This is a genomic window from Rhizobium acaciae (genome assembly GCF_025941625.1).
In the GTDB taxonomy this organism is placed as follows: Bacteria; Pseudomonadota; Alphaproteobacteria; order Rhizobiales; family Rhizobiaceae; genus Rhizobium; species Rhizobium acaciae.
The window spans coordinates 1-22,049 of the sequence record NZ_JAPCZO010000008.1 but is presented as its reverse complement, the minus strand read 5'-3'; the positions used below and the strand labels follow the sequence as shown (position 1 = coordinate 22,049).

General features: G+C 61.9%; 23 protein-coding genes. 16 read left to right on the top strand and 7 right to left on the bottom strand.

The annotated features are described in order from the left end of the window. The first annotated feature begins 12 nt into the window (after positions 1-12). The 6 genes from OLZ32_RS14205 to ptsN all read left to right on the top strand — a co-directional run bounded on the left by OLZ32_RS14205 (position 13) and on the right by ptsN (position 5,656). Positions 13-651, top strand: coding sequence for an LptA/OstA family protein (locus OLZ32_RS14205; RefSeq protein WP_264399045.1), 639 nt, complete (start codon positions 13-15; stop codon positions 649-651). A 40-nt stretch (positions 652-691) separates the two neighbouring features. Continuing rightward, positions 692-1,468 (top strand): LPS export ABC transporter ATP-binding protein, encoded by a 777-nt coding sequence (gene lptB / locus OLZ32_RS14200; protein WP_138332433.1) that lies wholly within the window; start codon positions 692-694, stop codon positions 1,466-1,468. A 173-nt stretch (positions 1,469-1,641) separates the two neighbouring features. Beyond that, entirely contained in the window at positions 1,642-3,201 is a 1,560-nt protein-coding gene (rpoN, locus tag OLZ32_RS14195; RefSeq protein ID WP_003544944.1) for an RNA polymerase factor sigma-54, read from the top strand. Between the two features lie 128 nt (positions 3,202-3,329). Further along, on the top strand, positions 3,330-4,253 hold the full coding sequence (locus tag OLZ32_RS14190) for a DMT family transporter (protein WP_264421439.1): 924 nt from the start codon (positions 3,330-3,332) through the stop codon (positions 4,251-4,253). Positions 4,254-4,545: 292 nt separating this feature from the next. Then, positions 4,546-5,121, top strand: a complete 576-nt coding sequence (gene hpf, locus OLZ32_RS14185) for a ribosome hibernation-promoting factor, HPF/YfiA family (RefSeq protein ID WP_003544948.1) — start codon at positions 4,546-4,548, stop codon at positions 5,119-5,121. Positions 5,122-5,191: 70 nt separating this feature from the next. After that, positions 5,192-5,656, top strand: coding sequence for a PTS IIA-like nitrogen regulatory protein PtsN (gene ptsN / locus OLZ32_RS14180; RefSeq protein ID WP_003544950.1), 465 nt, complete (start codon positions 5,192-5,194; stop codon positions 5,654-5,656). Between the two features lie 235 nt (positions 5,657-5,891). On the opposite strand, the gene OLZ32_RS14175 is transcribed toward ptsN, so the two are convergent. Further along, positions 5,892-6,791 carry a ribokinase gene (locus tag OLZ32_RS14175; protein WP_032987372.1) on the bottom strand — a complete coding sequence of 300 codons (900 nt, stop codon included), beginning with the start codon at positions 6,789-6,791 and terminating at the stop codon, positions 5,892-5,894. An 80-nt stretch (positions 6,792-6,871) separates the two neighbouring features. Beyond that, positions 6,872-8,098, bottom strand: coding sequence for a DNA recombination protein RmuC (locus tag OLZ32_RS14170; RefSeq protein ID WP_003544953.1), 1,227 nt, complete (start codon positions 8,096-8,098; stop codon positions 6,872-6,874). A gap of 204 nt (positions 8,099-8,302) precedes the next feature. Between OLZ32_RS14170 and OLZ32_RS14165 the strand changes: the two genes are divergently transcribed. The 6 genes from OLZ32_RS14165 (at position 8,303) to truA (ending at position 12,953) form a co-directional block, all read left to right on the top strand. Beyond that, on the top strand, positions 8,303-9,799 hold the full coding sequence (locus OLZ32_RS14165) for a globin-coupled sensor protein (protein WP_264421436.1): 1,497 nt from the start codon (positions 8,303-8,305) through the stop codon (positions 9,797-9,799). Positions 9,800-9,895: 96 nt separating this feature from the next. Beyond that, a complete protein-coding gene (def, locus tag OLZ32_RS14160; protein WP_003544956.1) occupies positions 9,896-10,411 on the top strand; it encodes a peptide deformylase in 516 nt (171 codons plus the stop codon). A 64-nt stretch (positions 10,412-10,475) separates the two neighbouring features. Then, a complete protein-coding gene (locus OLZ32_RS14155) occupies positions 10,476-10,760 on the top strand; it encodes a FitA-like ribbon-helix-helix domain-containing protein (protein ID WP_264421434.1) in 285 nt (94 codons plus the stop codon). Next, entirely contained in the window at positions 10,757-11,179 is a 423-nt protein-coding gene (locus OLZ32_RS14150; protein WP_003544958.1) for a type II toxin-antitoxin system VapC family toxin, read from the top strand. Before OLZ32_RS14155 ends, OLZ32_RS14150 begins: the two co-directional genes overlap by 4 nt. 20 nt (positions 11,180-11,199) lie before the next feature. Further along, on the top strand, positions 11,200-12,135 hold the full coding sequence (gene fmt / locus OLZ32_RS14145) for a methionyl-tRNA formyltransferase (protein WP_264399041.1): 936 nt from the start codon (positions 11,200-11,202) through the stop codon (positions 12,133-12,135). Then, positions 12,135-12,953: a tRNA pseudouridine(38-40) synthase TruA gene (gene truA, locus OLZ32_RS14140; protein WP_264421432.1), complete on the top strand. Its 819-nt coding sequence runs from the start codon at positions 12,135-12,137 to the stop codon at positions 12,951-12,953. The genes fmt and truA overlap by 1 nt, the downstream gene beginning before the upstream one ends. 6 nt (positions 12,954-12,959) lie before the next feature. Here the strand turns inward: truA and OLZ32_RS14135 are convergent, their stop codons facing one another. The 3 genes from OLZ32_RS14135 to dapD form a co-directional block, all read right to left on the bottom strand. Continuing rightward, on the bottom strand, positions 12,960-13,556 hold the full coding sequence (locus tag OLZ32_RS14135) for a hypothetical protein (RefSeq protein ID WP_003544963.1): 597 nt from the start codon (positions 13,554-13,556) through the stop codon (positions 12,960-12,962). Continuing rightward, positions 13,543-14,736, bottom strand: coding sequence for a succinyl-diaminopimelate desuccinylase (gene dapE / locus OLZ32_RS14130; protein WP_003544966.1), 1,194 nt, complete (start codon positions 14,734-14,736; stop codon positions 13,543-13,545). The genes OLZ32_RS14135 and dapE overlap by 14 nt, the downstream gene beginning before the upstream one ends. 101 nt (positions 14,737-14,837) lie before the next feature. After that, complete coding sequence (gene dapD, locus OLZ32_RS14125; RefSeq protein ID WP_003544968.1) at positions 14,838-15,698, bottom strand: 2,3,4,5-tetrahydropyridine-2,6-dicarboxylate N-succinyltransferase; 861 nt, start codon at positions 15,696-15,698, stop codon at positions 14,838-14,840. A 192-nt stretch (positions 15,699-15,890) separates the two neighbouring features. On the opposite strand from dapD, the gene OLZ32_RS14120 reads away from it, so the two are divergent. Continuing rightward, entirely contained in the window at positions 15,891-16,757 is an 867-nt protein-coding gene (locus OLZ32_RS14120; RefSeq protein ID WP_003544970.1) for an LOG family protein, read from the top strand. Between the two features lie 75 nt (positions 16,758-16,832). Here OLZ32_RS14120 and OLZ32_RS14115 read toward each other — a convergent pair whose 3' ends face one another. Both OLZ32_RS14115 and OLZ32_RS14110 read right to left on the bottom strand, forming a co-directional pair. Continuing rightward, complete coding sequence (locus OLZ32_RS14115) at positions 16,833-17,474, bottom strand: calcium-binding protein (protein WP_264421429.1); 642 nt, start codon at positions 17,472-17,474, stop codon at positions 16,833-16,835. Positions 17,475-17,579: 105 nt separating this feature from the next. Beyond that, the gene (locus OLZ32_RS14110; RefSeq protein ID WP_003544973.1) at positions 17,580-18,287 is read right to left on the bottom strand and encodes a pyrimidine 5'-nucleotidase; all 708 of its coding nucleotides are present in this window, start codon (positions 18,285-18,287) and stop codon (positions 17,580-17,582) included. Between the two features lie 191 nt (positions 18,288-18,478). Between OLZ32_RS14110 and bchE the strand changes: the two genes are divergently transcribed. The 3 genes from bchE to OLZ32_RS14095 are packed head-to-tail and all read left to right on the top strand — an operon-like array spanning position 18,479 to position 21,919. After that, positions 18,479-20,008 carry a magnesium-protoporphyrin IX monomethyl ester anaerobic oxidative cyclase gene (bchE, locus tag OLZ32_RS14105; protein ID WP_003544975.1) on the top strand — a complete coding sequence of 510 codons (1,530 nt, stop codon included), beginning with the start codon at positions 18,479-18,481 and terminating at the stop codon, positions 20,006-20,008. Positions 20,009-20,063: 55 nt separating this feature from the next. Beyond that, a complete protein-coding gene (locus tag OLZ32_RS14100; protein ID WP_264421427.1) occupies positions 20,064-21,152 on the top strand; it encodes a bifunctional transcriptional activator/DNA repair enzyme AdaA in 1,089 nt (362 codons plus the stop codon). Beyond that, on the top strand, positions 21,149-21,919 hold the full coding sequence (locus OLZ32_RS14095) for an isocitrate lyase/PEP mutase family protein (RefSeq protein WP_264421425.1): 771 nt from the start codon (positions 21,149-21,151) through the stop codon (positions 21,917-21,919). The genes OLZ32_RS14100 and OLZ32_RS14095 overlap by 4 nt, the downstream gene beginning before the upstream one ends. Positions 21,920-22,049: the final 130 nt, after the last annotated feature.

Below are 22,049 nucleotides of genomic sequence, written 5' to 3'. Positions count from 1 at the left end.
GCCGGGTCATCCATGACAAAAGATTGTCGCATTTCCACTTGCAAGACAGGCATGGCATTCATTGCCGGCGCATTTGCCCTTATTCTGACGGCCACGGACGCCGGCGCGCAGGCGACGGCGACGATGCCGGGCATGAAGCTGTCCAACGACCAGCCGATCCAGATCGAAAGCGACAAGCTGGAGATCCACGACCAGGAACACACCGCGCTCTTCACCGGCAACGTCAAGGTCGTCCAGGGGACGACGACGATGCAGTCCGGCAAGATGACCGTCTATTACAAGGACAAGGCGGCAAAGCCGGCTGCTGACGGCGCGCAGCCCGCAGCACAGCCGGAGCAGTCGGCCTCGCTTGCATCGGGAAGTGCCGATATCGACAAGATCCTGGTGACGGACAAGGTCTTTTTGAGTTCGGGCACGCAGACGGCGACTGCCGATGATGGCAATTTCGACATGGCCTCGCAGACATTCATCCTCACGGCGGATGAAGGGAATAAGGTTATTCTGTCGGACGGGCCGAACGTCTTTACCGGCTGCAAACTGACGGTTCATATGCAGACCGGCCAGGCGCAGCTTGAAAGCTGCGGCGGGCGTGTCCAGATTCAGCTCGATCCAAAATCGCAGCCGAATGCGCAGCAGCAGAAGCAGAACTGAGAAGCCGGCCTCCCACGTGAAATTATCATCGCTATCCACCATGTTCGGCAAGCCCGGGCCACAAGCTGCGGGCGGCGCCGACAAGAGCCGCTATCAGGGAACGCTGATCGCACGGGGTCTGACGAAGACCTATGCCACCCGGCGCGTCGTCAACGGCGTCTCGCTGGTGGTGCGCCGTGGCGAGGCCGTCGGCCTGCTCGGCCCGAACGGCGCCGGCAAGACCACCTGTTTTTACATGATCACCGGCCTGGTGCCGGTCGATGAAGGCACGATCGAGATCGACGGCAACGATGTCACGACCATGCCGATGTACCGCCGCTCGCGCCTCGGCGTCGGTTACCTGCCGCAGGAAGCCTCGATCTTCCGCGGTCTGACGGTGGAAGAGAATATCCGCGCCGTCCTCGAAGTGCATGTGAAGGACAAGGCCGAGCGCGAGCAGAAGCTGAACGAGCTGCTGGAGGAATTCCATATCCAGAAGCTGCGCAAAAGTGCCGCCGTCGCCCTGTCCGGCGGTGAGCGCCGCCGTCTCGAAATCGCGCGTGCGCTTGCGACCGACCCGACCTTCATGCTGCTCGACGAACCCTTTGCCGGCGTCGACCCGATCTCGGTCGCCGACATCCAGAATCTCGTTCACCACCTGACGGCGCGCGGCATCGGCGTTCTCATCACCGACCACAATGTGCGCGAGACGCTGGGTCTCATCGACCGCGCCTACATCATCCATGCCGGTGAGGTGCTGACCCATGGCCGGGCGAACGACATCGTCAACAATCCGGAAGTGCGCCGGCTCTACCTCGGCGACAATTTCAGCCTGTGAGGCCGGATCCGGATGATTTTAGGCCGGATCGGCAGAAATTCACCGTGCCGTCATAGTTCCGCTTGACCAAATACAATAAAAAAGCAATTTTTGGGCCAACTTGGATTTCCGTGGCCTGAAGCCTTGATCGGACGCGGTTTCCCGGAGGAATCGAGGGGAGTTTCGCGTCCGTCATGGCACTGTCCGCCAATCTTTTCCTGCGCCAGACCCAGTCCCTGGTGATGACACCGCAACTGATGCAATCCATCCAGTTGCTGCAGATGACTCATTTCGAACTCAACCAGTTCATCGCCCTGGAAGTGGAGAAGAACCCGCTGCTCGAATTTCCGTCGAACGACGGCGAGGCGGGCGGCGAACGCGGCGATGCCGAAGATGGGGAGTATGCTCATCAGCCCGAGGATGCCGGCTCCGACGACGGCTATGACAACCGCACCGAGGCGCTCTCCAGCGACTGGTATGACAATGGCGGCAGCGCCAGCACCAGCCGGCTGAACGACGAACTCGACGCCAATTACACCAATGTCTTTCCTGACGACGGCGCCCCGCAGCGCCTCGATGCGCCGGAACTCGTCAGCCAGTGGAAGTCGATGCCGGGCAGCGGCGAGGGCGCCGACTACGATCTCGACGATTTCGTCGCCGGCCAGGTGTCGTTGCGCGATCATCTCGCCCAGCAGATCCCCTTCGTCCTACCTGACATGGCCGACCGGCTGATCGCGCAGAATTTCGTCGACCAGCTCGACGACTGCGGTTATCTGCAGGCCGATATCGTCGAGGCTGGCGAGAGGCTGGGCACGAGCCTCGCACAGGCCGAGCGCGTGCTCGCCACCCTCCAGAGCCTTGATCCGCCGGGTGTTTTCGCCCGCAGCCTCGCCGAATGCCTGGCGATCCAGCTCAGGCAGAAGGACCGATACGACCCGGCCATGCAGGCTCTGGTCGAAAACCTCGAACTGCTGGCCCGGCGCGACTTCGCCACCTTGAAGCGGCTTTGCGGCGTCGATGAGGAAGATCTTCTCGACATGCTCGGCGAGATCCGTCAGCTCAATCCGAAGCCTGGCAGCGGCTTCGAAGCGGGTGTTTCCGAAGCGATCACGCCGGATGTAGTCGTCAGGCCCGCCTCGGACGGCGGCTGGCTGGTCGAGCTCAATCCGGATACGCTGCCGCGCGTGCTGGTCAACCAGTCCTATTTTTCCCGTGTGACGAAGAACGGCGAGGACCACGCCTTCCTCTCCGATTGCCTGCAGAGCGCCAACTGGCTGACCCGCAGCCTCGACCAGCGGGCAAAAACCATCATGAAGGTGGCAAGCGAAATCGTCCGCCAGCAGGACGCCTTCCTGCTGCACGGCGTCGATCACCTGCGTCCGCTGAACCTGAAAACGGTCGCCGAAGCGATCAAGATGCATGAATCCACCGTCAGCCGCGTCACGTCGAACAAATATATGCTAACGCCGCGCGGCCTCTTCGAACTCAAATATTTCTTCACCGTCTCGATCAGCGCCGTCGCCGGCGGCGACAGCCACTCGGCTGAGGCCGTGCGTCACAAGATCCGCGCGCTGATCCTGCAGGAGAGCCCGGAGGCGGTGCTTTCCGATGACGATATCGTCGACATGCTGAAGAAGGGCGGAATCGATCTCGCCCGCCGCACCGTTGCGAAATACAGGGAGGCAATGAACATCGCCTCTTCGGTCCAGCGCCGCCGCGAGAAGCGGGCGCTCGCCAAGGTCGCAGGCTTCTGACGCAGCAATGCTTCGACCTCGATCGAAGCATCCGACCCGCAAATCCGGTTATTCCTTTCCAGCGCCACGCGTCTTTCAGACGCGCAGCGGCGCTGCAACCCTTTGAATTGTCTTCAACGAAGATCGAAATGCCGACCATGACGTCGCAAAATTCCAACCTTGCCAGGGAACTTTTCCTGCTACTTGTGCTGGCGACCCTTTGGGGTTCCTCCTATAGCTTCATCAAGATCGGCGTCGAGACGATCCCGCCGATAACGTTGATCGCCGCCCGTACGCTGATTGCCGGCGGCATTCTGCTGGCCGTCCTGCACCACCGGCGTGTCCGTCTGCCGCGCGATCGTGCCACCTGGCGGCGGTTTTTCGTTCAGGCCTGCCTGAACAGCGTCGTCCCCTTCACCCTGATCGCCTGGGCGGAACAGTCCGTCGATGCTGGATTGGCGGTGATCCTGAATTCGGCAACGCCGATTTTCACCTTCCTGCTGGCCGTGCTGATCACCCACCATGAGCAGGTGACACTGCGAAGGCTTTTCGGCGTCATATCAGGGCTTGCCGGCATCTGCCTCGTCATCGGCGTCGAAGCGCTCGGTGGTCTCGGTGAAAATCTGATGGCGCAGCTTGCCATCATCCTGGCGACCATCTGTTATGCAGGTGCCGCGATTTTCAGCAAGAATTTCAAGGGGCTCGATCCCGCATTGCCGGCGGCCGGCTCTTTGATCTCAGGCGCGGTCATTCTCTTGCCGACGAGCCTCGTCGTCGATCGGCCGTGGGAACTCGATCCTTCGGCGGCATCGATGTTGGCGCTGCTGGCCCTTTCCGCCTTTTCGACGGCGCTTGCCTTTGTGATCTATTTCCGTCTCGTCCAGACGCTGGGCTCGGTCGGAACCACCGCGCAAGCCTATCTCAGAGTGCCGATCGGTGTTGCGATCGGCATCGTCTTCCTCGGCGAAAGGCTGAGCCCGACGGCCTGGATCGGACTCGTCTGCGTCATATCAGGTGTCGCAGCCATGACGATCCCCGCAAGAAGGGCCGCAACGCAAGCGCGAAATGCGTAAGGCGGATGGGGTGGCGATCGGCGGTATGCCTTGCCCGACAAGGCATCCGCCACACGTTGACCGCGTGCCGCCGAGGGTGATTCGGCGCCCTATTGACTTTTCGGCACGCTCTGGCTAGAAGCCCGCCGCAATCGATGCCGTGAACGGCGTCTGGAGTTATCCCCAGCATCAGAAGGGCACTAAGGACCCGCAGGCCTAAGCCGATCTTGCTTGAGATTGTGCGAAGTGCTTGGATGAACCTGAGGCTTGGCGTAAACTGATACCCGCAAACGACCATAAGAAGGGAAACTCCATGAGTGTGCGTGTATCCGGGAAACATATGGAAATTGGTGAATCCTTCCGTCAAAAGATCGAGGACCAAATTGGTATGGCCATCACGAAATACTTCGACGGGGGATATTCCGGCCAGGTGACCGTGGAAAAGGCGAATTCTCGTTACTCGGCGGATTGCAAACTGCATCTCGACAGCGGGGTGGTGCTGCATGCAGCCGGCGAGGCGACCGACCCGCAATTGGCTTTCGACGCGGCTTCCCAGCGGATCGAAAAGCGGCTGCGGCGTTACAAGCGCAAGCTCAAGGACCATCACGCCGGAAGCCATCTGAATGGTTTTGCAGAGGTCTCCTACACGGTTATGGATTCCGTTCCTGATCACGATGATGAAATCGCCGACGATTTCGCTCCGGCGATCGTCGCTGAAAGCACGAAGCAGCTGAAGACCATGTCGGTCGCCACCGCCGTGATGGCGCTCGACATGACCGATGAGCCGCTTCTCTTGTTCCGCAGCCCCGGCAAGGAACATCTGAACATCGTTTACCGTCGGCACGACGGAAATATTGGCTGGATCGATTCAGCCAGTATCAAAGGCTGAGATCAGGGTGGTGAGCGGCGGTATTGCCGCCGCTCCTTGCATTTGATCCCGGCGACAGAAGGAAAAAGAAATGGCATTGGCAGATTTGCTCCATCAGGATGCGATCATTCCCGCCCTCAGAGTAAATTCCAAGAAACAGTTGCTTCAGGAATTGGCTGCAAGAGCCTCCAGGATCACCGGGCTTTCCGAACGGGAGATTTTCGACGTCACCCTGCAGCGCGAACGCTTGGGCTCGACCGGAGTCGGCAACGGCATCGCCATTCCCCACGGCAAGCTGGGCAACATCCATTCGATCGTCGGTATCTTCGCCCGGCTGGAGCAGCCTGTCGATTTCGAGGCGCTGGACGACCAGCCTGTCGATCTCGTGTTCCTGCTGCTGGCGCCGGAGGGCGCGGGCGCTGATCATCTGAAGGCCCTGTCGCGTATCGCCCGCGTGCTGCGTGATCACGATCTGGTCGCCAAGCTGCGCGCCACCGATTCCGCCTCGGCGATCTACGCCTTCCTCAATGAAGAGCAGACGTCGAACGCTGCCTGAGCTGCATTATCCCCGAAATGCACAAGGCGCCGGATCTCCCAGGCGCCTTTTGCATTATGAGGGGCTGGACTATCAGAACTCTTCCCAGTTTTTCTGCGCCACGACAGCCGAACCGCGCGACGATGAAGGGACTGAGCGGAACGTGTCGAGTAAACCCGGTGCCGGCAGCCCCATCAGGCCACAGCCTCCGCGGTCCCATCATCATACGAAACAGCCCGTTCATTCCTTCAAGATTTCATATCCTGTCTGCGACTTCCTCGCTCAAGGGGATCGAAGGTTGCGCTCCGGCCTTGAGGCATGCGAGCGAACCGGCAACCGCCGCACGGCGCAGCGCCGAGACAAAATCGAGGCCGTCGTCGAGGCTGGCGGCGAAATAGCCGCAGAAAGTGTCTCCGGCGCCGACCGTATCGACAGGTTCGATCTTGAGACCCTGCGCCCTCGAAATCGACCCGTCGCGAATGGCGATGACCCCGTCGGCGCCGAGCGTCACGATCAGCGTCTGGCCTGTCTCCGCATGCAGGCGCACAAGGGCGGCCTCGCGCGCCGGCGCGTCCATGCCCTCCTGCCCGGCGAGCCGCTCGAACTCGGTCTCGTTGGCAATGACGATATCGGCAAGTCGGCCGAGACGCGGGGCATCGGGGATCAGCGGCGCGAGGTTGAGGATGCTGGTGACGCCCTTGGCGCGGGCCGCCGACAGCGCGCCCTCGACGGCGGCAGCCGGCACTTCGAGCTGCAGCATCAGGATATCGCCTTCGTTCATGCGGCCGATCGCGGTCTCGGCATCGGCAGGCGTGACCTGGCCATTGGCGCCGGGAACGACGGCAATCATGTTTTCGCCGTCGCCGCCGACGAGGATCAGCGCCGTCCCTGTGGGGCCGTCGACATGTTTGATCAGAGAAAGGTCGGTACCCGCATCATCGAGCAGGGCCAGCGCCTCCGCAGCGAAAGCATCCTTGCCGACGGCGCCGGCCATATGCACGTAACGGCCGGCGCGGCGCGCTGCCAGCGCCTGGTTGGCGCCCTTGCCGCCGGCGGCCGTGGCAAAGCCGTTGCCGGCCACCGTCTCGCCGGGCTTCGGCAGGCGCTCGGTCGTGGCGATGAGATCCATGTTGATGGACCCGAAAACTGTGATCATGAATGTGTCCCGTCTTCTAGAGCATGCGGACGACATCATGCTCCTACTGTTTCATGCGAGCGCGACACTGCCCGAAGCGGTCACTCCTCGTCAACCACCCGCAGCTTCAGAAGACCGGTGCGGCTTTCCACCGATTTGGCCGCCGTTTCGCCGTCGCGGGCGGGCTTGGCATCGCCGCCGCCTGCCTCGAATTCCAGCGCTTCGATCCTGGCGCCGCGCCTGGTGAGCTTGTCGGCTGACGTGACCACCATGTCGATATCCTTCTGCGCCATGGCGAAATGGCCCTGCAGCTTGCGTACCCGCTCATCGAGGCGGCTGAGGTCGTCCATCAGGATCGCCACCTCGCCCTGGATCAGATGCGCCTGCGCCCGCATGCGCTGGTCCTTGAGCACGGCCTGGATGACCTGGATCGACAGCATCAGCAGCGACGGTGAGACGATAACGAGGCGCGCGCGGTGCGCCTTCTGTACCACCGGCTCGAAATGCTCGTGGATCTCGGCGAAGATCGATTCCGACGGCACGAAGAGAAAGGCCGTATCCTGGGTTTCCCCTTGGATCAGATATTTCTCGGAAATGTCCCTTATATGGACCTCCATGTCGCGGCGGAACTGCTGGCCGGCGATCTTGCCGGCCTCGGGGCTGCCGGCGTCGCGGATCGCGTTCCAGGCTTCGAGCGGAAATTTCGCGTCGATCACCAGCGGCGGCGCGCCGTTCGGCATGCGGATCGTGCAGTCCGGCCGCGATCCGTTGGACAGCGTCTGCTGGAAGGCGTAAGCGCCCATCGGCAGACCGTCGGCGACGATCGTTTCCATCCTCGACTGGCCGAAGGCGCCGCGCGTCTGCTTGTTGGACAGAATGGCCTGCAGCCCGACGACATCCTTGGCGAGCGTCTGGATATTGTTCTGCGCGGCATCGATAACCGCCAGCCGCTCCTGCAGCCGCTGCAGGTTCTCATGCGTCGATTTGGTCTGCTCGGTGATCGTCGAGCTGACGCGCTGCGACATGCCGTCGAGGCGTTGGCTGATCGTCTGGTTGAGTTCGCTCTGCCGCGCGCCGAAGACCTCGGTCATCGCTGCGATGCGGCCCTGCATCTCCGCCTGGATCTTCAAAAGCTCGGCCATGCGCGCTTCGTTTTCCTGAGCACGAAAGCTCGCTTCCTCCGCCTGCTCGTGGCGAAGGCTGGCGCCGCGCAGCAGAAGTACGATCACCAGCAGGGCGAGGGCGACGAGAACGCCGCCGACAAGCGCCAGCATGGCCGGGCTGATCGAGGCAAGGGCAAGGGCGAGCGATTCGGAATGGATGGTCATGTCGCAAGCATAACAGAAGAAATGGCGATATATAGATCAAAACGTGAACGGAATGAGCCGCCCTCAATATCCTTCCAAGCGATCGCTCTTCCTCGTTCGGGGAGAAGAAATCGCCGTCCGATTTAACGATTGCTCAACCATATTGGCCAAAACCTGCGACGCAGAAATTCCTTCCCGCGCGTCGCGCCAAGTACAGAGATCCCCATGACCGCCCAGCAAACCGACAGTGCCCTCAGGCAGCGCCTCGATTTCATCGAACTGGATGAGGCAGCGCGCAAGTCGATGCGGGATCTGCGCCCTGTCATATCGGAGCTGATCGGCGGCGCCCTCGATAAATTCTACGCCAAGATCGCCAAGACCCCGGCTGTCGCAGGCTTCTTCGCCGATAAGAACCATGTCGGCCATGCCAAGAAGCGCCAGCAGGACCATTGGGCCAATCTCGCCGGCGGCGCATTCGACGAGAGCTATGTCAACGGCGTGACCGCGGTCGGCCGGACGCACGCCCGTATCGGACTGGAGCCGCGCTGGTATATTGGCGGCTACGCCATCGTCATGTCCGAGCTCGTCAAGGGCATCATGGAGAAGCAGTGGCCGTCGATCTTCGCGCGCCGAGAGGGCAAGGCATTGGCACAGAAGCTGTCGGCGGTCATCAAGGCCGGCATGCTCGACATGGATTATTCCATCTCGGTCTATCTCGAGACGCTCGAAGCAAAGCGCCGCGCTTTGGAAGAGCAGCGCGCTGAGGCCGAGTCCGATCAGGCGATCGCGCTGGAGCAACTGCGCCGCGGTCTGGAAGCGCTGTCGAACGGCGATCTCGAAGCCACCCTGCCGTCCGACCTGCCGGGCAATTTCCGGCAGATGGCCGAGGACTACAACCGCGCCGTCAGGGCGCTAAGCCAGTCCTTCGCCTCCGTGCGCGAGACCTCCGGCCATATCATGAGCGGTGCCGACGTCATTTCCAATGCGACCAACGATCTGGCGCTGCGCACTGCCCAGCAGGCGGCAGGCGTCGAGGAGAGCTCGGCCGCCCTGCAGCAGTTGTCCGTCAGCGTCGGCCAGACAGCCGCCAATGCCGAGAAGGCGTCGGATGCCGTGCGCGAGACGCAAGAGAAGGCGAAGAACTCCGGCGAACTCGTCACCAGCGCCGTCTCGGCGATGGCCGGCATCGAGAAGTCCTCGACCGGGATCTCCAAGATCATCGGCGTCATCGATGAGATCGCCTTCCAGACCAATCTGCTGGCGTTAAACGCCGGCGTCGAGGCGGCGCGTGCCGGTGATGCCGGCAAGGGTTTTGCCGTCGTCGCCCAGGAAGTCCGCCAACTCGCCCAGCGCACGGCGGAAGCAGCCAAGGAGATCAAGAACCTGATCTCGCAGAGCTCGACCCAGGTCAATCAGGGCGTCGGCATCGTCTCCAGCACCGGAGAGGCGCTGAACGACATGATCAGCCGCATCGACATCATCAACCGGTTCGTCGCCGATATCGCCTCCGCCGCCCGCGATCAGGCAACCGGCGTCAACGAGGTTAGCCTCGCCGTCCGCAACATGGGTGCGATCACCCAGCAGAATTCGGACATGGTCGAGCATTCTTCGGCAGAAACCCGCCGCCTGAAGGACGAGGTGGAGACCCTGATCGAGCTGCTGCGGCGTTTCCGCGCCCGGCCGGAAGGCCGTTCCGCCGGTGCTGCCCGCCGGGCGGCCTGAGGCTCCATGGCGAAATTCCAGGCGGGGATGCAAAAAAGCGTATTCCCCGGCTGCCGGATAATTCCATAGTCGGAAAAGATGGGTTATGGGAACGCCATGACCATCAAGCCACTCATCATTCTTCCCGATCCCGTTCTCCGCCAGCTGTCCAAGCCGATCGAGCGGGTGGATTCCGACCTGCAGCGTCTTGCCGACGATATGCTGGAAACCATGTACGACGCGCCGGGCATCGGCCTTGCCGCGATCCAGATCGGCGTGCCACGCCGTATGCTCGTCATCGACATCTCACGCGAGGGCGAGGAAAAGCAGCCGCAGGTCTTCATCAATCCTGAGATCGTCAAATCGTCCGACGAGCGTTCCGTCTATGAGGAAGGCTGTCTTTCGATTCCGGATTATTATGCCGAGGTCGAGCGCCCGGCTGTCGTCGCGGTCAAATATCTCGATCGGAACGGCAAGGAACAGACGGTCGAAGCCGACGGCCTGCTCGCCACCTGCCTGCAGCACGAGATCGACCACCTGAACGGCGTGCTCTTCATCGATTACATCTCGCGGCTGAAGCGGGAGATGGTGATCAAGAAATTCACCAAGGCGGCGAAGTCCAAGGCGCTCTGACGCTGCGTTGAAAATTCACCGGCGAGGCACTATGATATCACTGATATCATGATGGAGGTGCCGAATGGGTGATTTTCTGATCAGAAATATTTCCGAAGCAATGAAGCGAGACATTGCGGAATCGGCGCAGCGGAGCGGCAACAGCCTTTCTGATGAGGCCAAGGAGCTTTTGCGGGAAGCGCTGAAAAGAAAGACAGAAGCAAAGCCCGAGACCATGTCGGCGTATGAAGCAATACGCGCCGCTTTCGTCAGCGAAAACGCAGTCGACGATGAATTTACTACAATCATGGACGAAATCGAGGCGGCGCGGAAAAAGGATTTCGGCCGGCCGTTCGAGGATTTCGAATGATCGTTCTCGATACGAATGTGATTTCCGAGTTTGCCAGGCCATTGCCGAATGAAAAGGTGAAGGCCTGGATATTGCGCCAGGATGGCTCGAGAATCTGGCTTTGCACGGTTGGCTTGATGGAGCAGATTTACGGAGCCGAAAGGGTTTTCTTGAAGACAGGATCGGACCGCTTCTTTCGCGCGATCGAGAATTTGGTGAAAGGCCAGTTCCGCGATCGTATCGTCGGCTGGGATTTGGAAACGGCTATGGCAACCGGTCGCTTGCGGGCGAAACGCGAAAACATGGGGCGGCCTATTTCGGTCCAGGATGCTATGATTGCCGCCATTTGCCTTGCAAACGGCGCGACGCTTGCAACCCGCAATACCCGAGATTTCGAGGGGCTTGATCTCAAGCTCGTAAACCCGTTTGAAGACGGCTGATCCTCAATTGGCGAGATAAAATGTCTCTTCGCATCATCTTCATGGGAACCCCGGAGTTCTCGGTTCCGACCCTGCGCCTGCTCGTCGATGCCGGCCACAGGATCGTTGCGGTCTATACGCAGCCACCACGGCCGGGCGGGCGGCGCGGCCTCGATCTGCAGAAATCGCCGGTGCATCAGGCGGCCGAACTGCTCGGCCTGCCGGTCTTCACCCCGGTCAATTTCAAGGACCCCGACGAGCGCGAGAGGTTTCGTGGCCTGAATGCCGATGTCGGCGTCGTCGTTGCCTACGGCCTGTTGCTGCCGGAAGCGATTTTGAACGGCACCAGGGATGGCTGTTACAACGGTCATGCCTCGTTGCTGCCGCGCTGGCGGGGTGCGGCACCGATCCAGCGGGCGATCATGGCCGGCGACGCAAAGACCGGCATGATGGTGATGAAGATGGACAAGGGCCTGGATACCGGCGCCGTGGCCCTCACCCGCGAGGTCGAGATCGGCCCGAACATGACGGCTGGCGAGCTGCACGACCGGCTGATGCTGGTCGGCGCCAAGGCGATGGCGGAAGCCATGGTGAAACTCGAAATGAACGACCTGCCGCTGACGCCGCAGCCGGAAGACGGCGTGCTCTATGCCGCCAAGATCGACAAGGCCGAGACGCGCATCGATTTTTCCAGGGATGCCAGCGACGTGCACAATCACATCCGCGGCCTGGCGCCGTTTCCGGGCGCCTGGTTCGAGCTTGAAATCGGCGGCAAGCCGGAGCGGGTGAAGGTGCTGGCGTCCGAACTGGCTGAGGGGCAGGGTGCTGCCGGGCAATTGCTGACGGACGATCTCTTGGTCGCCTGCGGCTCGGGCGCGGTGCGGCTGACCAGGCTGCAGAAGGCCGGCGGCAAGCCGCTGGCGGCCGCCGATTTCCTCAGGGGCACGCCGCTTGCGGCGGGCACGAGGCTTTCCTGATGCCGCGTTTCCGCATGACCGTCGAATATGACGGCGGCCCCTATGTCGGCTGGCAGCGGCAGGAGAATGGCCACTCGGTGCAGGGTGCGATCGAGGCGGCGGTGCTGTCGCTGACCGGCGAGACGGTGTCGCTGCGCGGCGCTGGACGCACCGATTCCGGCGTCCACGCCATGGGGCAGGTGATTCATGCCGATCTTTCGAAGGACTGGTCGCCCTACCAGCTGCAGAATGCCTTGAACGCGCATCTGAGGCTTGCCGGCGAGCGCGTCTCCATTCTCGACGTCGAGGCGGCTGCCGAATTCTTCGATGCCCGCTTTTCGGCGCTGCGGCGCCACTATCTCTATCGCATCGTCAGCCGCCGGGCGCCGCTGGCGCTCGAAGCCGGCAAGGCCTGGTGGGTGCCGAAGGTGCTCGATCACGAGGTCATGCATGCCGCCGCCCAGAGGTTGGTCGGCCGGCACGATTTCTCCACCTTCCGCGCCGCCCATTGCCAGGCAAACAGCCCCGTGCGCACGCTCGACCGGCTGGATGTGACGCGCCGCGGCGAGCTGATCGAGATCCGCGCCGCGGCGCAGAGTTTTCTCCACAACCAGATCCGCTCCTTCGCCGGCACGCTGAAGCTTGCCGGCGAAGGCAAATGGACGCCTGATGATGTCGAGGCGGCGCTTGAAGCGCGCGACCGCAAGGCCTGCGGCCCCGTGGCGCCGCCGGACGGGCTCTATTTCATGCAGGTGGATTATCCCGACGTGATCCCCGATCGCCGAAGGCCGGTCACCGATAACGATGACAGCGCCGATGAAAGTGACGATCTATCGTAGGCTTGATCAGGCGGGATAGATGCCGAGGAAGTGCTGCAGATATTCCGAAAGGATCATCGATGGCACGAGCAGCACCAGTGTCAGCGCCCCGACCATCAGCGCATGACCATGGCAGATCATCCGGAGGATGCGCGCCAGCACAAAGACCTGCGCCAGCATGAAGGCGAGCAGCAGCAGCGAGACGAGGCCGACGGAGCCGGGCAGGAAGAACACCAGCGCCAGCAGCAGCCCGTTGATGTAGGAGAGCGGCACGCCGAGCCAGTTGACGCTGACGACGACCGGGGCGAAACGCTCGCCCATGCGGACCGCAAGCAGCAGCAGCCCGGCAAAGACCAGCGGCACGAACCAGTTGGCGACCTCGACGAGGCCGAGCCTGATATAGAAGGGAAAATCGACATCGGCTTCCGGCGGCATCGACCGCAGGAAGGCCTGTCGCCACCAGAGCCAGGAAATACCCATCGGCGGCAGGCACCAGAGCATCGCCCAGAACGAACGGTTGACGCCGCGCTCCGACATGTCGAGGTAGCGGAAGCCACGCGGATCCAGCCGGATCAGCAGCCAGAGGCCGGCCAGATAATATTGAACCTCCCTAAAGCCCGGCATTGGCGAACCAGCGGGCGATGAAGGTTTCGTAGATTGCCGTCAGCGTCTCCAGGTCGGCGACAGCGACGCGCTCATCGACCATGTGCATCGTCTGGCCGACGAGGCCGAACTCGACGACCGGGCAATAATCCTTGATAAAGCGCGCATCCGATGTGCCGCCGGTGGTCGAAAGCCGCGGCGACTGGCCGGCAACGCTTTCGATGGCTGAAGACAGCGAGGCGATCAGCGCATTGTTGCGCGTCAGGAAGACATGGCTCGGCCGATCGGCCCAGACGATATCGTAGGCCACCGGTTCGCGGCCCGGCCGCAAGGCGCCATCCCGGGCCGCGGCGTCGAGACGGCGCAGGATTTCGGCACGCAGCGTTTCGACGGTCCAGCTGTCGTTGAAGCGGATGTTGAAGCTTGCCGATGCCTTGGCCGGAATGACGTTGGTTGCCGGATTGCCGACATCGACCGTGGTCACTTCGAGGTTCGACGGCTGGAAATCGTCGGTGCCGCCGTCAAACGGCGGGTCCATCAGCGCCTGCGTCAGCTGCAGCATGCCGCGCACCGGATTGTCGGCAAGATGTGGATAGGCGGCATGGCCCTGCACGCCGTGAACGGTGATTTTACCCGACAGCGAGCCGCGCCGGCCGATCTTGATCATGTCGCCGAGCCTGTCCGGATTGGTCGGCTCGCCGACAAGGCAGGCATCCCAGCGCTCGCCGCGCTCGGCCGCCCATTGCAGCAGCTTGATCGTGCCGTTGATCGCCGGGCCTTCCTCGTCGCCGGTGATGAGGAAGGAGACCGAGCCGGCCGGTGGCCCGTTTTTCTCGATATGGCGGGCGACGGCGGCGACGAAACAGGCGATGCCGCCCTTCATATCGACGGCGCCGCGGCCGAAAAGCTCGCCCTTCGAAATCTGGGCCTCAAAGGGCGGATGCGTCCAGGCGGCTTCGTCGCCGACCGGCACGACATCGGTATGGCCGGCAAACATCAGATGCGGACCGTCCTTGCCGAGGCGGGCATAGAGGTTTTCGATCTCGGGTGTTCCCTCTTCGCTCGCCTTCACCCTGTCGACCGTAAAGCCGAGCGGCGCAAGCATCGACTCCAGCGCCGACAGCGCGCCGCCTTCGGCGGGCGTCACGGACGGGCAGCGAATCAGCGTCTGGAGATTGGCGACGGGGTCGGTAGCGGTCATGGCGGTCGAACTATCCGGCGGGAATGGCAAAGACATGGCAAGGCGGGGCCGCCTCGCGTAAAAAGACGCCGTCTGTTTACCGGATCAACGTCCCGGTGTCATCAATCTCTGAGCAGTTCGTTGATGCCGGTCTTCGAGCGGGTCTTTTCATCGACGCGTTTGACGATGACGGCGCAGTAGAGATGCGGCGCCGGCTGGCCGTTGCCCATCGTCGCATTGCCCGACGGCATCGAGCCGGCGACGACGACGGAATAGGGCGGCACTTCGCCGTAGGTCACCTCGCCGGTGGCGCGGTCGACGATCTTCGTCGACTTGCCGATAAAGACGCCCATGCCGAGCACCGAGCCTTCGCGGATGATGCAGCCTTCGACCACCTCGGAACGGGCGCCGATGAAGCAATTGTCCTCGATGATCGTCGGGCCCGCCTGCATCGGCTCCAACACGCCGCCAATGCCGACGCCGCCGGAGAGATGCACATGCTTGCCGATCTGCGCGCAGGAGCCGACCGTGGCCCAGGTATCGACCATGGTGCCTTCGCCGACATAGGCGCCGAGATTGACGAAGGAGGGCATCAGGATCGCGTTCGGTGCGATGTAAGCCGAGCGGCGCACGACGCAGTTCGGCACGGCGCGGAAGCCGGCGGCGCGGAAGTGGTTCTCGCCCCAGTTTTCGAACTTCGAAGGAACCTTGTCCCACCAGGTGGAGTTGCCCGAGCCGCCCTTCACCACGTCCATGTCGTTGAGGCGGAAGGACAAGAGCACGGCCTTCTTCAGCCACTGATTGACCGACCAGGCGCCGTCGGCGGAGCGTTCGGCGACACGGGCCTTGCCGGCATCGAGCAGATCGAGCGCTGCTTCGACCGCATCGCGAACCTCGCCCTTCGTCGACGTGTTCACATTGTCGCGATTGTCGAAGGCGGCTTCGATGATCTTTTCGAGGGATGCGAGGTCGGTGGCGCTCATGAGAATTCCTTAAACTTCGATCTTTATCGTGGAGACGGCGGGTCTCCGGAATGCGGTTGGCGGGGGTCAATCCTGCTCTACAGCATGAACCCGTAGAACGGAATGATTTTTCCGACAAGATCATATCTGGATTCAAGGCGTTATAGCGACATATCCGGCTTCGTGGCCGGCAATACTGAAAGGCATTTCGACATGGCGAAGGGACGAAACGGCGGTTCGCGGCGCAAGGATGGCGTATGGGACCCGCTGAAGAGCAGCTCGACCGACAGGCAGCGCGCCGAAGCCGTGCCGAAGACGCCGCAGACGCTATCGCCTGCCTACCGCCTTGCCTATGTCGACGAGGATTTCCTATGCCGCGAGGAATTGCGGCCGATCCGCCTGCAACTGGAGTTGTTGAAGACAGAGATGATGCTGACCGAACGCGGCATCAAGTCGACCGTCGTCATGTTCGGCGGTGCCCGTATCCCCGCCCCGGGCCAGAGCGCCTGGGCAGCCCGCAACGATATCCAGCGGGTCAATCTGGAGGCGGCCTCCGTCTATTATGACGAGGCGCGCAAATTCGCCCGGCTCTGCTCGAAATATTCGGCTACCTTGAATTTCCACGAATATGTCATCGTCACCGGCGGCGGCCCCGGGGTGATGGAGGCGGGTAATCGCGGCGCGGCCGACGAGGGCGCCCCTTCGATCGGCCTCAACATCGTGCTGCCGCACGAGCAGGCGCCGAACGCCTATGTGACGCCGGAGCTCAGCTTCAACTTCCACTACTTCGCCATCCGCAAGATGCACTTCATGGTGCGCGCCAAGGCGATCGCCGTCTTTCCCGGCGGCTTCGGCACGCTCGACGAATTCTTCGAATGCCTGACGCTGATCCAGACCGGCCGCATGGAGCGCCTGCCGCTGATCCTTTTCGGGGAGGCGTTCTGGCGGAGCATCATCAATTTCGACGCATTGGCCGAGTTCGGCACGATTGCGCCCGACGACGTCAAGCTGATCAGCTTCGTCGATACGGCCGAAGAAGCATGGAAGATCGTTCAGAATTTCTACGAGCACCGCGAATAGGCGCTTCAGAGGCACAAACTGCGGAGCCTCTCCCCGTCGAGGCGGGGAAAGGCAAGGACAAGTCGTCGCTTGGCTTTAGAGAAGCGGCCGGTCCGGCATATCGTCGATCGAGATGACGCCGTCCTTGTTGCTGTCCATCCGAGTGAACAGCTTGCCCATGGCGGCTTCGGCTTCCTGTTTGGAGATCTGGCCGTTCTGGTCGGTGTCGACCCGGTGCATCATGATCGAGGCACGCATGATGTTGCCACCATGGCGCATCCAGCGATGTCCGTCACGACCGTCGTGGCCATCGCGCGGCGGCCGTCCCTGGTCATTGTTGTCGGCGGTTTCAGGCGCCGCGGCTGCGGCGTTCGCATCCTTGTTTTCGCCGGCCTCCTGCTTGCGCTGGTCTCGCATCGCCTGCATCTGCGTTTTCCGGTACTCACGGATTTCGCCCGGGGTCAGCGAGCCATCCTTGTTGGTGTCGATCGCGGCGAAGATCTTGTCGAGGCCGGCGGTCGCCTCGTCCTTGGAGACCTGTCCATCCTTGTTCGTATCGAATTGCTTCAGCATGCGGACATAGGTGATTTCGCGGAAGGCAGCGGCGCCCGGACCGGGCCGGCCCATGCCGGCATGCTGGCGCGGCCCGTCACCCGGTGCGGCAAAAACTGCCCCGGCGGCGGCGCCGAAGAAGAGGGTGGAGGAAAGAGCTGCCAGTATCAGCTTGTTGCGGTGCATCGTGTTTGCCTTTCGTAAGGTGTCCCTTCACGAAAGAAGATATGGCCGCGGACCCGGAAGACCCAGTTAAACATCGGTAAGCTTAAGTGAAAACTTCGTAATGCTTCAGCCGGTAATCTTGCCGAGGAAGACGGCGAGGTCGTCGGTGACGAAATCGATATGATCCTCCTCGCCGCTGGTCTTTTCCCACCATTCGACGACCGTCTCTTCCAGATTGCGCGGTACGAGCAGCACGGTCTGCATGCCGAGCGCTTTGGGCACCGTCAGGTTGCGCGGCAGATCCTCGAACATGGCCGCCTTGTTGGTTTCGACCCGCTTCAGCGCCGTGAACTTGTCGTAGGTTGCCTGCGCCGGCTTCGGCACGTAATCGGCGGCGACGATATCGAAGATATCGTCGAAATGCTCGAGAATGCCGAGCGCCTCCGCCGTCATTTCGGCATGCCTGACGCTGCCGTTGGTGAAGATGAACTTGCGCCCCGGCAGCGCCTTGATCGCCTCGCCGAGGTCCGGCTGCGGCGTCAGCGCCGTGTAGTCGATCGCATGCGCCTTTTCGAGAAAGTCGTTCGGGTCGATGCCATGATGGATCATCAGGCCCTGCAGCGTCGTGCCATGCTCGAGGTAATATTGCTTCTGCAGCTTGCGCGCCTCTTCCCGCTCCATCTGCAGGAGTGCCGCGACATAGGCGGTCATGTTCTTGTCGATCTGCGCGAAGAGATTGACATGATGCGGATAGAGCGTGTTGTCGAGGTCGAAGACCCAGTCTGTAACGTGCTGGAAATCGGCTTTGTCAGGCGTGCGGTCGATCTTGGTCATGGCGGTCTTATGGCACGGCTCCTGTGGGAAACAAAAGGCTTTTGGCTCCCAGGTTCGCCTGAAACAGCAGCTTCCGCAAAAATGCCGTCAGATTTTCACAACTTTAAGAGGATTTTGGCTGAATATTGCCATTGATCGCTGGTGACTTTCTGCCTGCGTCAGACAGGGGGACCCGCAAGGGGTAAAGTCGCATGAAGATCGTTCTGATCAATCCGCCGCATACGGCGATCGGCAGTCGCATTCCCGATGATCACCTTCCACCGCTCGGCCTTCTTTCGGTCGGCGGCCCGCTGATCGACGACGGTCATATCGTCAGTCTCATCGATGCCGAGTTCGGACCGATGACGATAGCGGAGATTGTCAGCCGTGTGGCGGCCAGCAGCCCCGATCTGGTGCTGATCGGTCATTCCGGCTCGACCTCGGCCCATCCCACCGCCCGCGCGATCGCAGAGGCGGTCAAGCACAGCGATCGTGCTATCCGCATTGTTTATGGCGGGGTCTTCCCGACCTATCACTGGCGGGAGGTGCTGGCCGAGACCGAGGCATTCGATATCCTCGTGCGCGGCGAAGGCGAGGAAACGATGCGACGGCTTGCCGGCACCCTGGCGACGGGCCGCCCGCTCGCAACCGTTCCCGGCATCGCCTTTCGCGATGGCGATGGCGAAATCCTGGCAACACAGCCGGCGCAGGCGATCGCCGATCTCGATGCCTATCGCGTCGGCTGGGAGTTGATCGATCATCGCCACTACAGTTATTGGGGCGGCAAGCGCGCTGTCGTCATGCAGTTTTCGCGCGGCTGTCCGCATCTTTGCAACTACTGCGGCCAGCGCGGTTTCTGGACCCGCTGGCGTCACCGCTCGCCGGAACTGTTTGCCCGCGAGATCGCCAGGCTTTATCGCGAAGAGGGTGTGGAACTTATCAATCTCGCCGACGAGAATCCGACCTCCTCGCGAAAGGCGTGGCTCGCTTTTCTCGAAGCGCTGATCACCGAGAACGTGCCGGTGCAGATCGTCGGATCGACACGGGCCGATGATATCGTCCGCGATGCCGATATCCTGCACCTCTACCGCAAGGCGGGTGTCGTGCGCTGGTTGATCGGCATGGAAAACACCGACGAGGCAACCTTGACGCTGATCAAGAAGGGTGGAGCAAAGACAACCGACAGGGAGGCGATCCGCCTTCTGCGCCAACACGATATCCTCTCCATGGCGACCTGGGTCGTCGGTTTCGAGGAGGAGAAGCTGAGCCATCTCTGGCGCGGCTTCCGGCAATTGCTCTCCTATGATCCCGACCAGATCCAGGCGCTCTATGTGACGCCACATCGCTGGACGCCCTTCTTCCGCATTGCCCGCGATCGACAGGTCATCGAAACCGACATCCGTAAATGGGACTACAAGCATCAGGTACTGAAGATGCGGCACCTCAACCCGATCGTGCTGGTCGCCTGCGTCAAGCTCATCGAGGTGGCGGTCCAGGCGCGGCCGAAGGCACTGCTGCGCATACTCTTCCATCGCGATCGCGAGCAACGCCATTCCATGCGCTGGTATACGCAGATGGGTCGTCGCGTCTGGTTTCATGAGATCCTCGAATTCCTCTTCCGCCGCCGCCATCTCAAAGATGGCCCGACGCTCGAGAATTTCTGGGGCGCCCCGCAGGATTCAGAGGAGGAATCCATGTTGCGCCCGCAACGGCATGTGAAAAGCCTCGACGCGGCGGAATAAAATAGACGCCCGATTTTCGGCGGACGGCGCAGGCACGGAATGCTAGAAAGCGGTCATGCTTTTCGAACGCCCCGATGACGATACGCTCTATGATGCCCTGATCGCGCGCAGTGCCGATTATGAGGGCCAAGCCTATGTCTGCGTCAAGACGACAGGCATCTTCTGCCGCCTGACCTGCCCGGCGCGCAAGCCGAAGCGGGAAAATACGCTCTTTTTCGATACGATCGCCGCCTGCATGCATTCCGGCTTCCGCCCGTGCCAGCGCTGCAGGCCGCTGGAGCAGCCGGGCAGGGAACCGATCGTCGACGAGTTGCTTGCCGCGCTCGACCGCGAGCCGCAGCTGCGCTGGACCGAGGATGAGCTTGTGCGCCGCGGCCACGATCCTTCGACCGTGCGCCGCGCCTTCAAACGCGGGCTCGGCATGACCTTCCACGATATCGTCCGCTATATCAGGCTGGGCGAGGCGGCCCGGCAGCTGGCCGATGGCGCGCGTGTCATCGATGCGCAGCTCGATGCGGGATATGACTCCGCGAGTGGTTTCCGGGCGGCTTTCCAGCGGCTGGTCGGCATGGCGCCGGCGCTGTCGCAGAACCGCAAACTGCTCTTTGCCGACTGGTTCGACACGCCGCTCGGGCCGATGGTAGCCGTTGCCGACCAGACGCATCTGCATCTTCTCGAATTCCACGACCGTAAGGCGCTGCCGACCGAGCTCGAGGCGCTGCAGAAGCGCGTCCGCTCGTCGGTCGCGATCGGCCGCACGCCGGCGATCGATCAGATCGAGGCGGAAATCCGGGATTATTTCGAAGGGCGGCTGACAGTCTTCAGGACGCCATTGGCGCTCGGCGGCACACCCTTCGAAAAACATGTCTGGGCAAAGCTCATGGAGATTCCTGCCGGCCAGACGCGCGCCTATGGCGATCTTGCAAGGGACATGGAAAGGCCGGAGGTGGTGCGCGCCGTCGGCCGCGCCAATGGCGCCAACCAGCTTGCCATCATCGTGCCCTGCCATCGCATCCTCGGCGCGGACGGTTCATTGACCGGCTATGGCGGCGGGCTCTGGCGCAAGCAATGGCTGCTGCGGCATGAAGAGAAGATCAGCGCACAAGCACCTAACCAAGCACCCAACATGGAGGAGACGGCATGAACCAGACTGAAAAGGCCGAGTTGTTCGGCACGCTGCACAGCAAGGGCAATCCTGTTATTCTTTACAATATCTGGGATGCCGGCACGGCCAAGGCCGTCGCCGATGGCGGCGCCAAGGCGCTTGCGACAGGAAGCTGGTCGGTGGCCGCTGCCCATGGTTATGCCGACGGCGAGAAGCTGCCGATGTCGGTGCTGGTCGAAACGGCGAAATCCATCACCGCTGCCGTCGACCTGCCGCTTTCGGTCGATTTCGAAGGCGCCTATTCGGCCGAACCCACGGGGGCGGCCTCCAACGTCGCCAAGCTGGTGGAGGTCGGTGCCATCGGCATCAATTTCGAGGATCAGGTGGTCGGCGGCGATGGCCTCTATCCGGTGGAAAGGCAGGCGGCCCGCATCCGCGCAATTCGCGAGATGGCGGAGGGCAAGAATATCCCCTTCTTCATCAATGCCCGCACCGATCTCTTCCTGGCCGAGAGCGATCTTTCCAAACATGCCGGTCTGGTAGACGAGGCGATCGAGCGCGGCAAGGCCTATGCGGCCGCCGGCAGCAGCGGCTTCTTCGTACCTGGTTTGATCGATCCCGCCTTGATCGAGAAGGTCTGCGCGGCATCGCCGTTGCCGGTCAACATCATGATGCGGACGGGCGCTCCGGATGTGAAGACGCTCGCCAAGCTCGGTGTCTGCCGCGTCAGTTATGTCCCGGGGCCTTACCGGTCGATGATGGAAAAGTTGAAGCAGGAGGCGGCGGCGATTTATAGCCCGCTCTGACGTCGAATGTCCGAGGGCCGCAGATCTAAAGCATGTCGCGCAAAAGTGTGCAGCGGTTTTGCGACAACGGCATGCGTAAAAACAAAAAGCTAAAGTGCGATGAGCGTATCCGAAAGATCGCGACGCGCTT

Bases quoted from the DNA above. Each gene is read 5' to 3' on its own strand.
- ptsN (WP_003544950.1), top strand. From the start codon at position 5,192: ATGGCATTGGCAGATTTGCTCCATCAGGATGCGATCATTCCCGCCCTC.
- dapE (WP_003544966.1), bottom strand. From the start codon at position 14,736: ATGACCGCTACCGACCCCGTCGCCAATCTCCAGACGCTGATTCGCTGC.
- lptB (WP_138332433.1), top strand. From the start codon at position 692: ATGTTCGGCAAGCCCGGGCCACAAGCTGCGGGCGGCGCCGACAAGAGC.
- truA (WP_264421432.1), top strand. From the start codon at position 12,135: ATGCCGCGTTTCCGCATGACCGTCGAATATGACGGCGGCCCCTATGTC.
- OLZ32_RS14165 (WP_264421436.1), top strand. From the start codon at position 8,303: ATGACCGCCCAGCAAACCGACAGTGCCCTCAGGCAGCGCCTCGATTTC.
- rpoN (WP_003544944.1), top strand. From the start codon at position 1,642: ATGGCACTGTCCGCCAATCTTTTCCTGCGCCAGACCCAGTCCCTGGTG.
- OLZ32_RS14095 (WP_264421425.1), top strand. From the start codon at position 21,149: ATGAACCAGACTGAAAAGGCCGAGTTGTTCGGCACGCTGCACAGCAAG.
- OLZ32_RS14115 (WP_264421429.1), bottom strand. From the start codon at position 17,474: ATGCACCGCAACAAGCTGATACTGGCAGCTCTTTCCTCCACCCTCTTC.
- hpf (WP_003544948.1), top strand. From the start codon at position 4,546: ATGAGTGTGCGTGTATCCGGGAAACATATGGAAATTGGTGAATCCTTC.
- OLZ32_RS14205 (WP_264399045.1), top strand. From the start codon at position 13: ATGACAAAAGATTGTCGCATTTCCACTTGCAAGACAGGCATGGCATTC.
- OLZ32_RS14120 (WP_003544970.1), top strand. From the start codon at position 15,891: ATGGCGAAGGGACGAAACGGCGGTTCGCGGCGCAAGGATGGCGTATGG.
- OLZ32_RS14150 (WP_003544958.1), top strand. From the start codon at position 10,757: ATGATCGTTCTCGATACGAATGTGATTTCCGAGTTTGCCAGGCCATTG.
- OLZ32_RS14170 (WP_003544953.1), bottom strand. From the start codon at position 8,098: ATGACCATCCATTCCGAATCGCTCGCCCTTGCCCTTGCCTCGATCAGC.
- OLZ32_RS14175 (WP_032987372.1), bottom strand. From the start codon at position 6,791: ATGATCACAGTTTTCGGGTCCATCAACATGGATCTCATCGCCACGACC.
- OLZ32_RS14155 (WP_264421434.1), top strand. From the start codon at position 10,476: ATGGGTGATTTTCTGATCAGAAATATTTCCGAAGCAATGAAGCGAGAC.
- OLZ32_RS14190 (WP_264421439.1), top strand. From the start codon at position 3,330: ATGCCGACCATGACGTCGCAAAATTCCAACCTTGCCAGGGAACTTTTC.
- OLZ32_RS14110 (WP_003544973.1), bottom strand. From the start codon at position 18,287: ATGACCAAGATCGACCGCACGCCTGACAAAGCCGATTTCCAGCACGTT.
- OLZ32_RS14135 (WP_003544963.1), bottom strand. From the start codon at position 13,556: ATGCCGGGCTTTAGGGAGGTTCAATATTATCTGGCCGGCCTCTGGCTG.
- fmt (WP_264399041.1), top strand. From the start codon at position 11,200: ATGTCTCTTCGCATCATCTTCATGGGAACCCCGGAGTTCTCGGTTCCG.
- bchE (WP_003544975.1), top strand. From the start codon at position 18,479: ATGAAGATCGTTCTGATCAATCCGCCGCATACGGCGATCGGCAGTCGC.
- dapD (WP_003544968.1), bottom strand. From the start codon at position 15,698: ATGAGCGCCACCGACCTCGCATCCCTCGAAAAGATCATCGAAGCCGCC.
- def (WP_003544956.1), top strand. From the start codon at position 9,896: ATGACCATCAAGCCACTCATCATTCTTCCCGATCCCGTTCTCCGCCAG.
- OLZ32_RS14100 (WP_264421427.1), top strand. From the start codon at position 20,064: ATGCTTTTCGAACGCCCCGATGACGATACGCTCTATGATGCCCTGATC.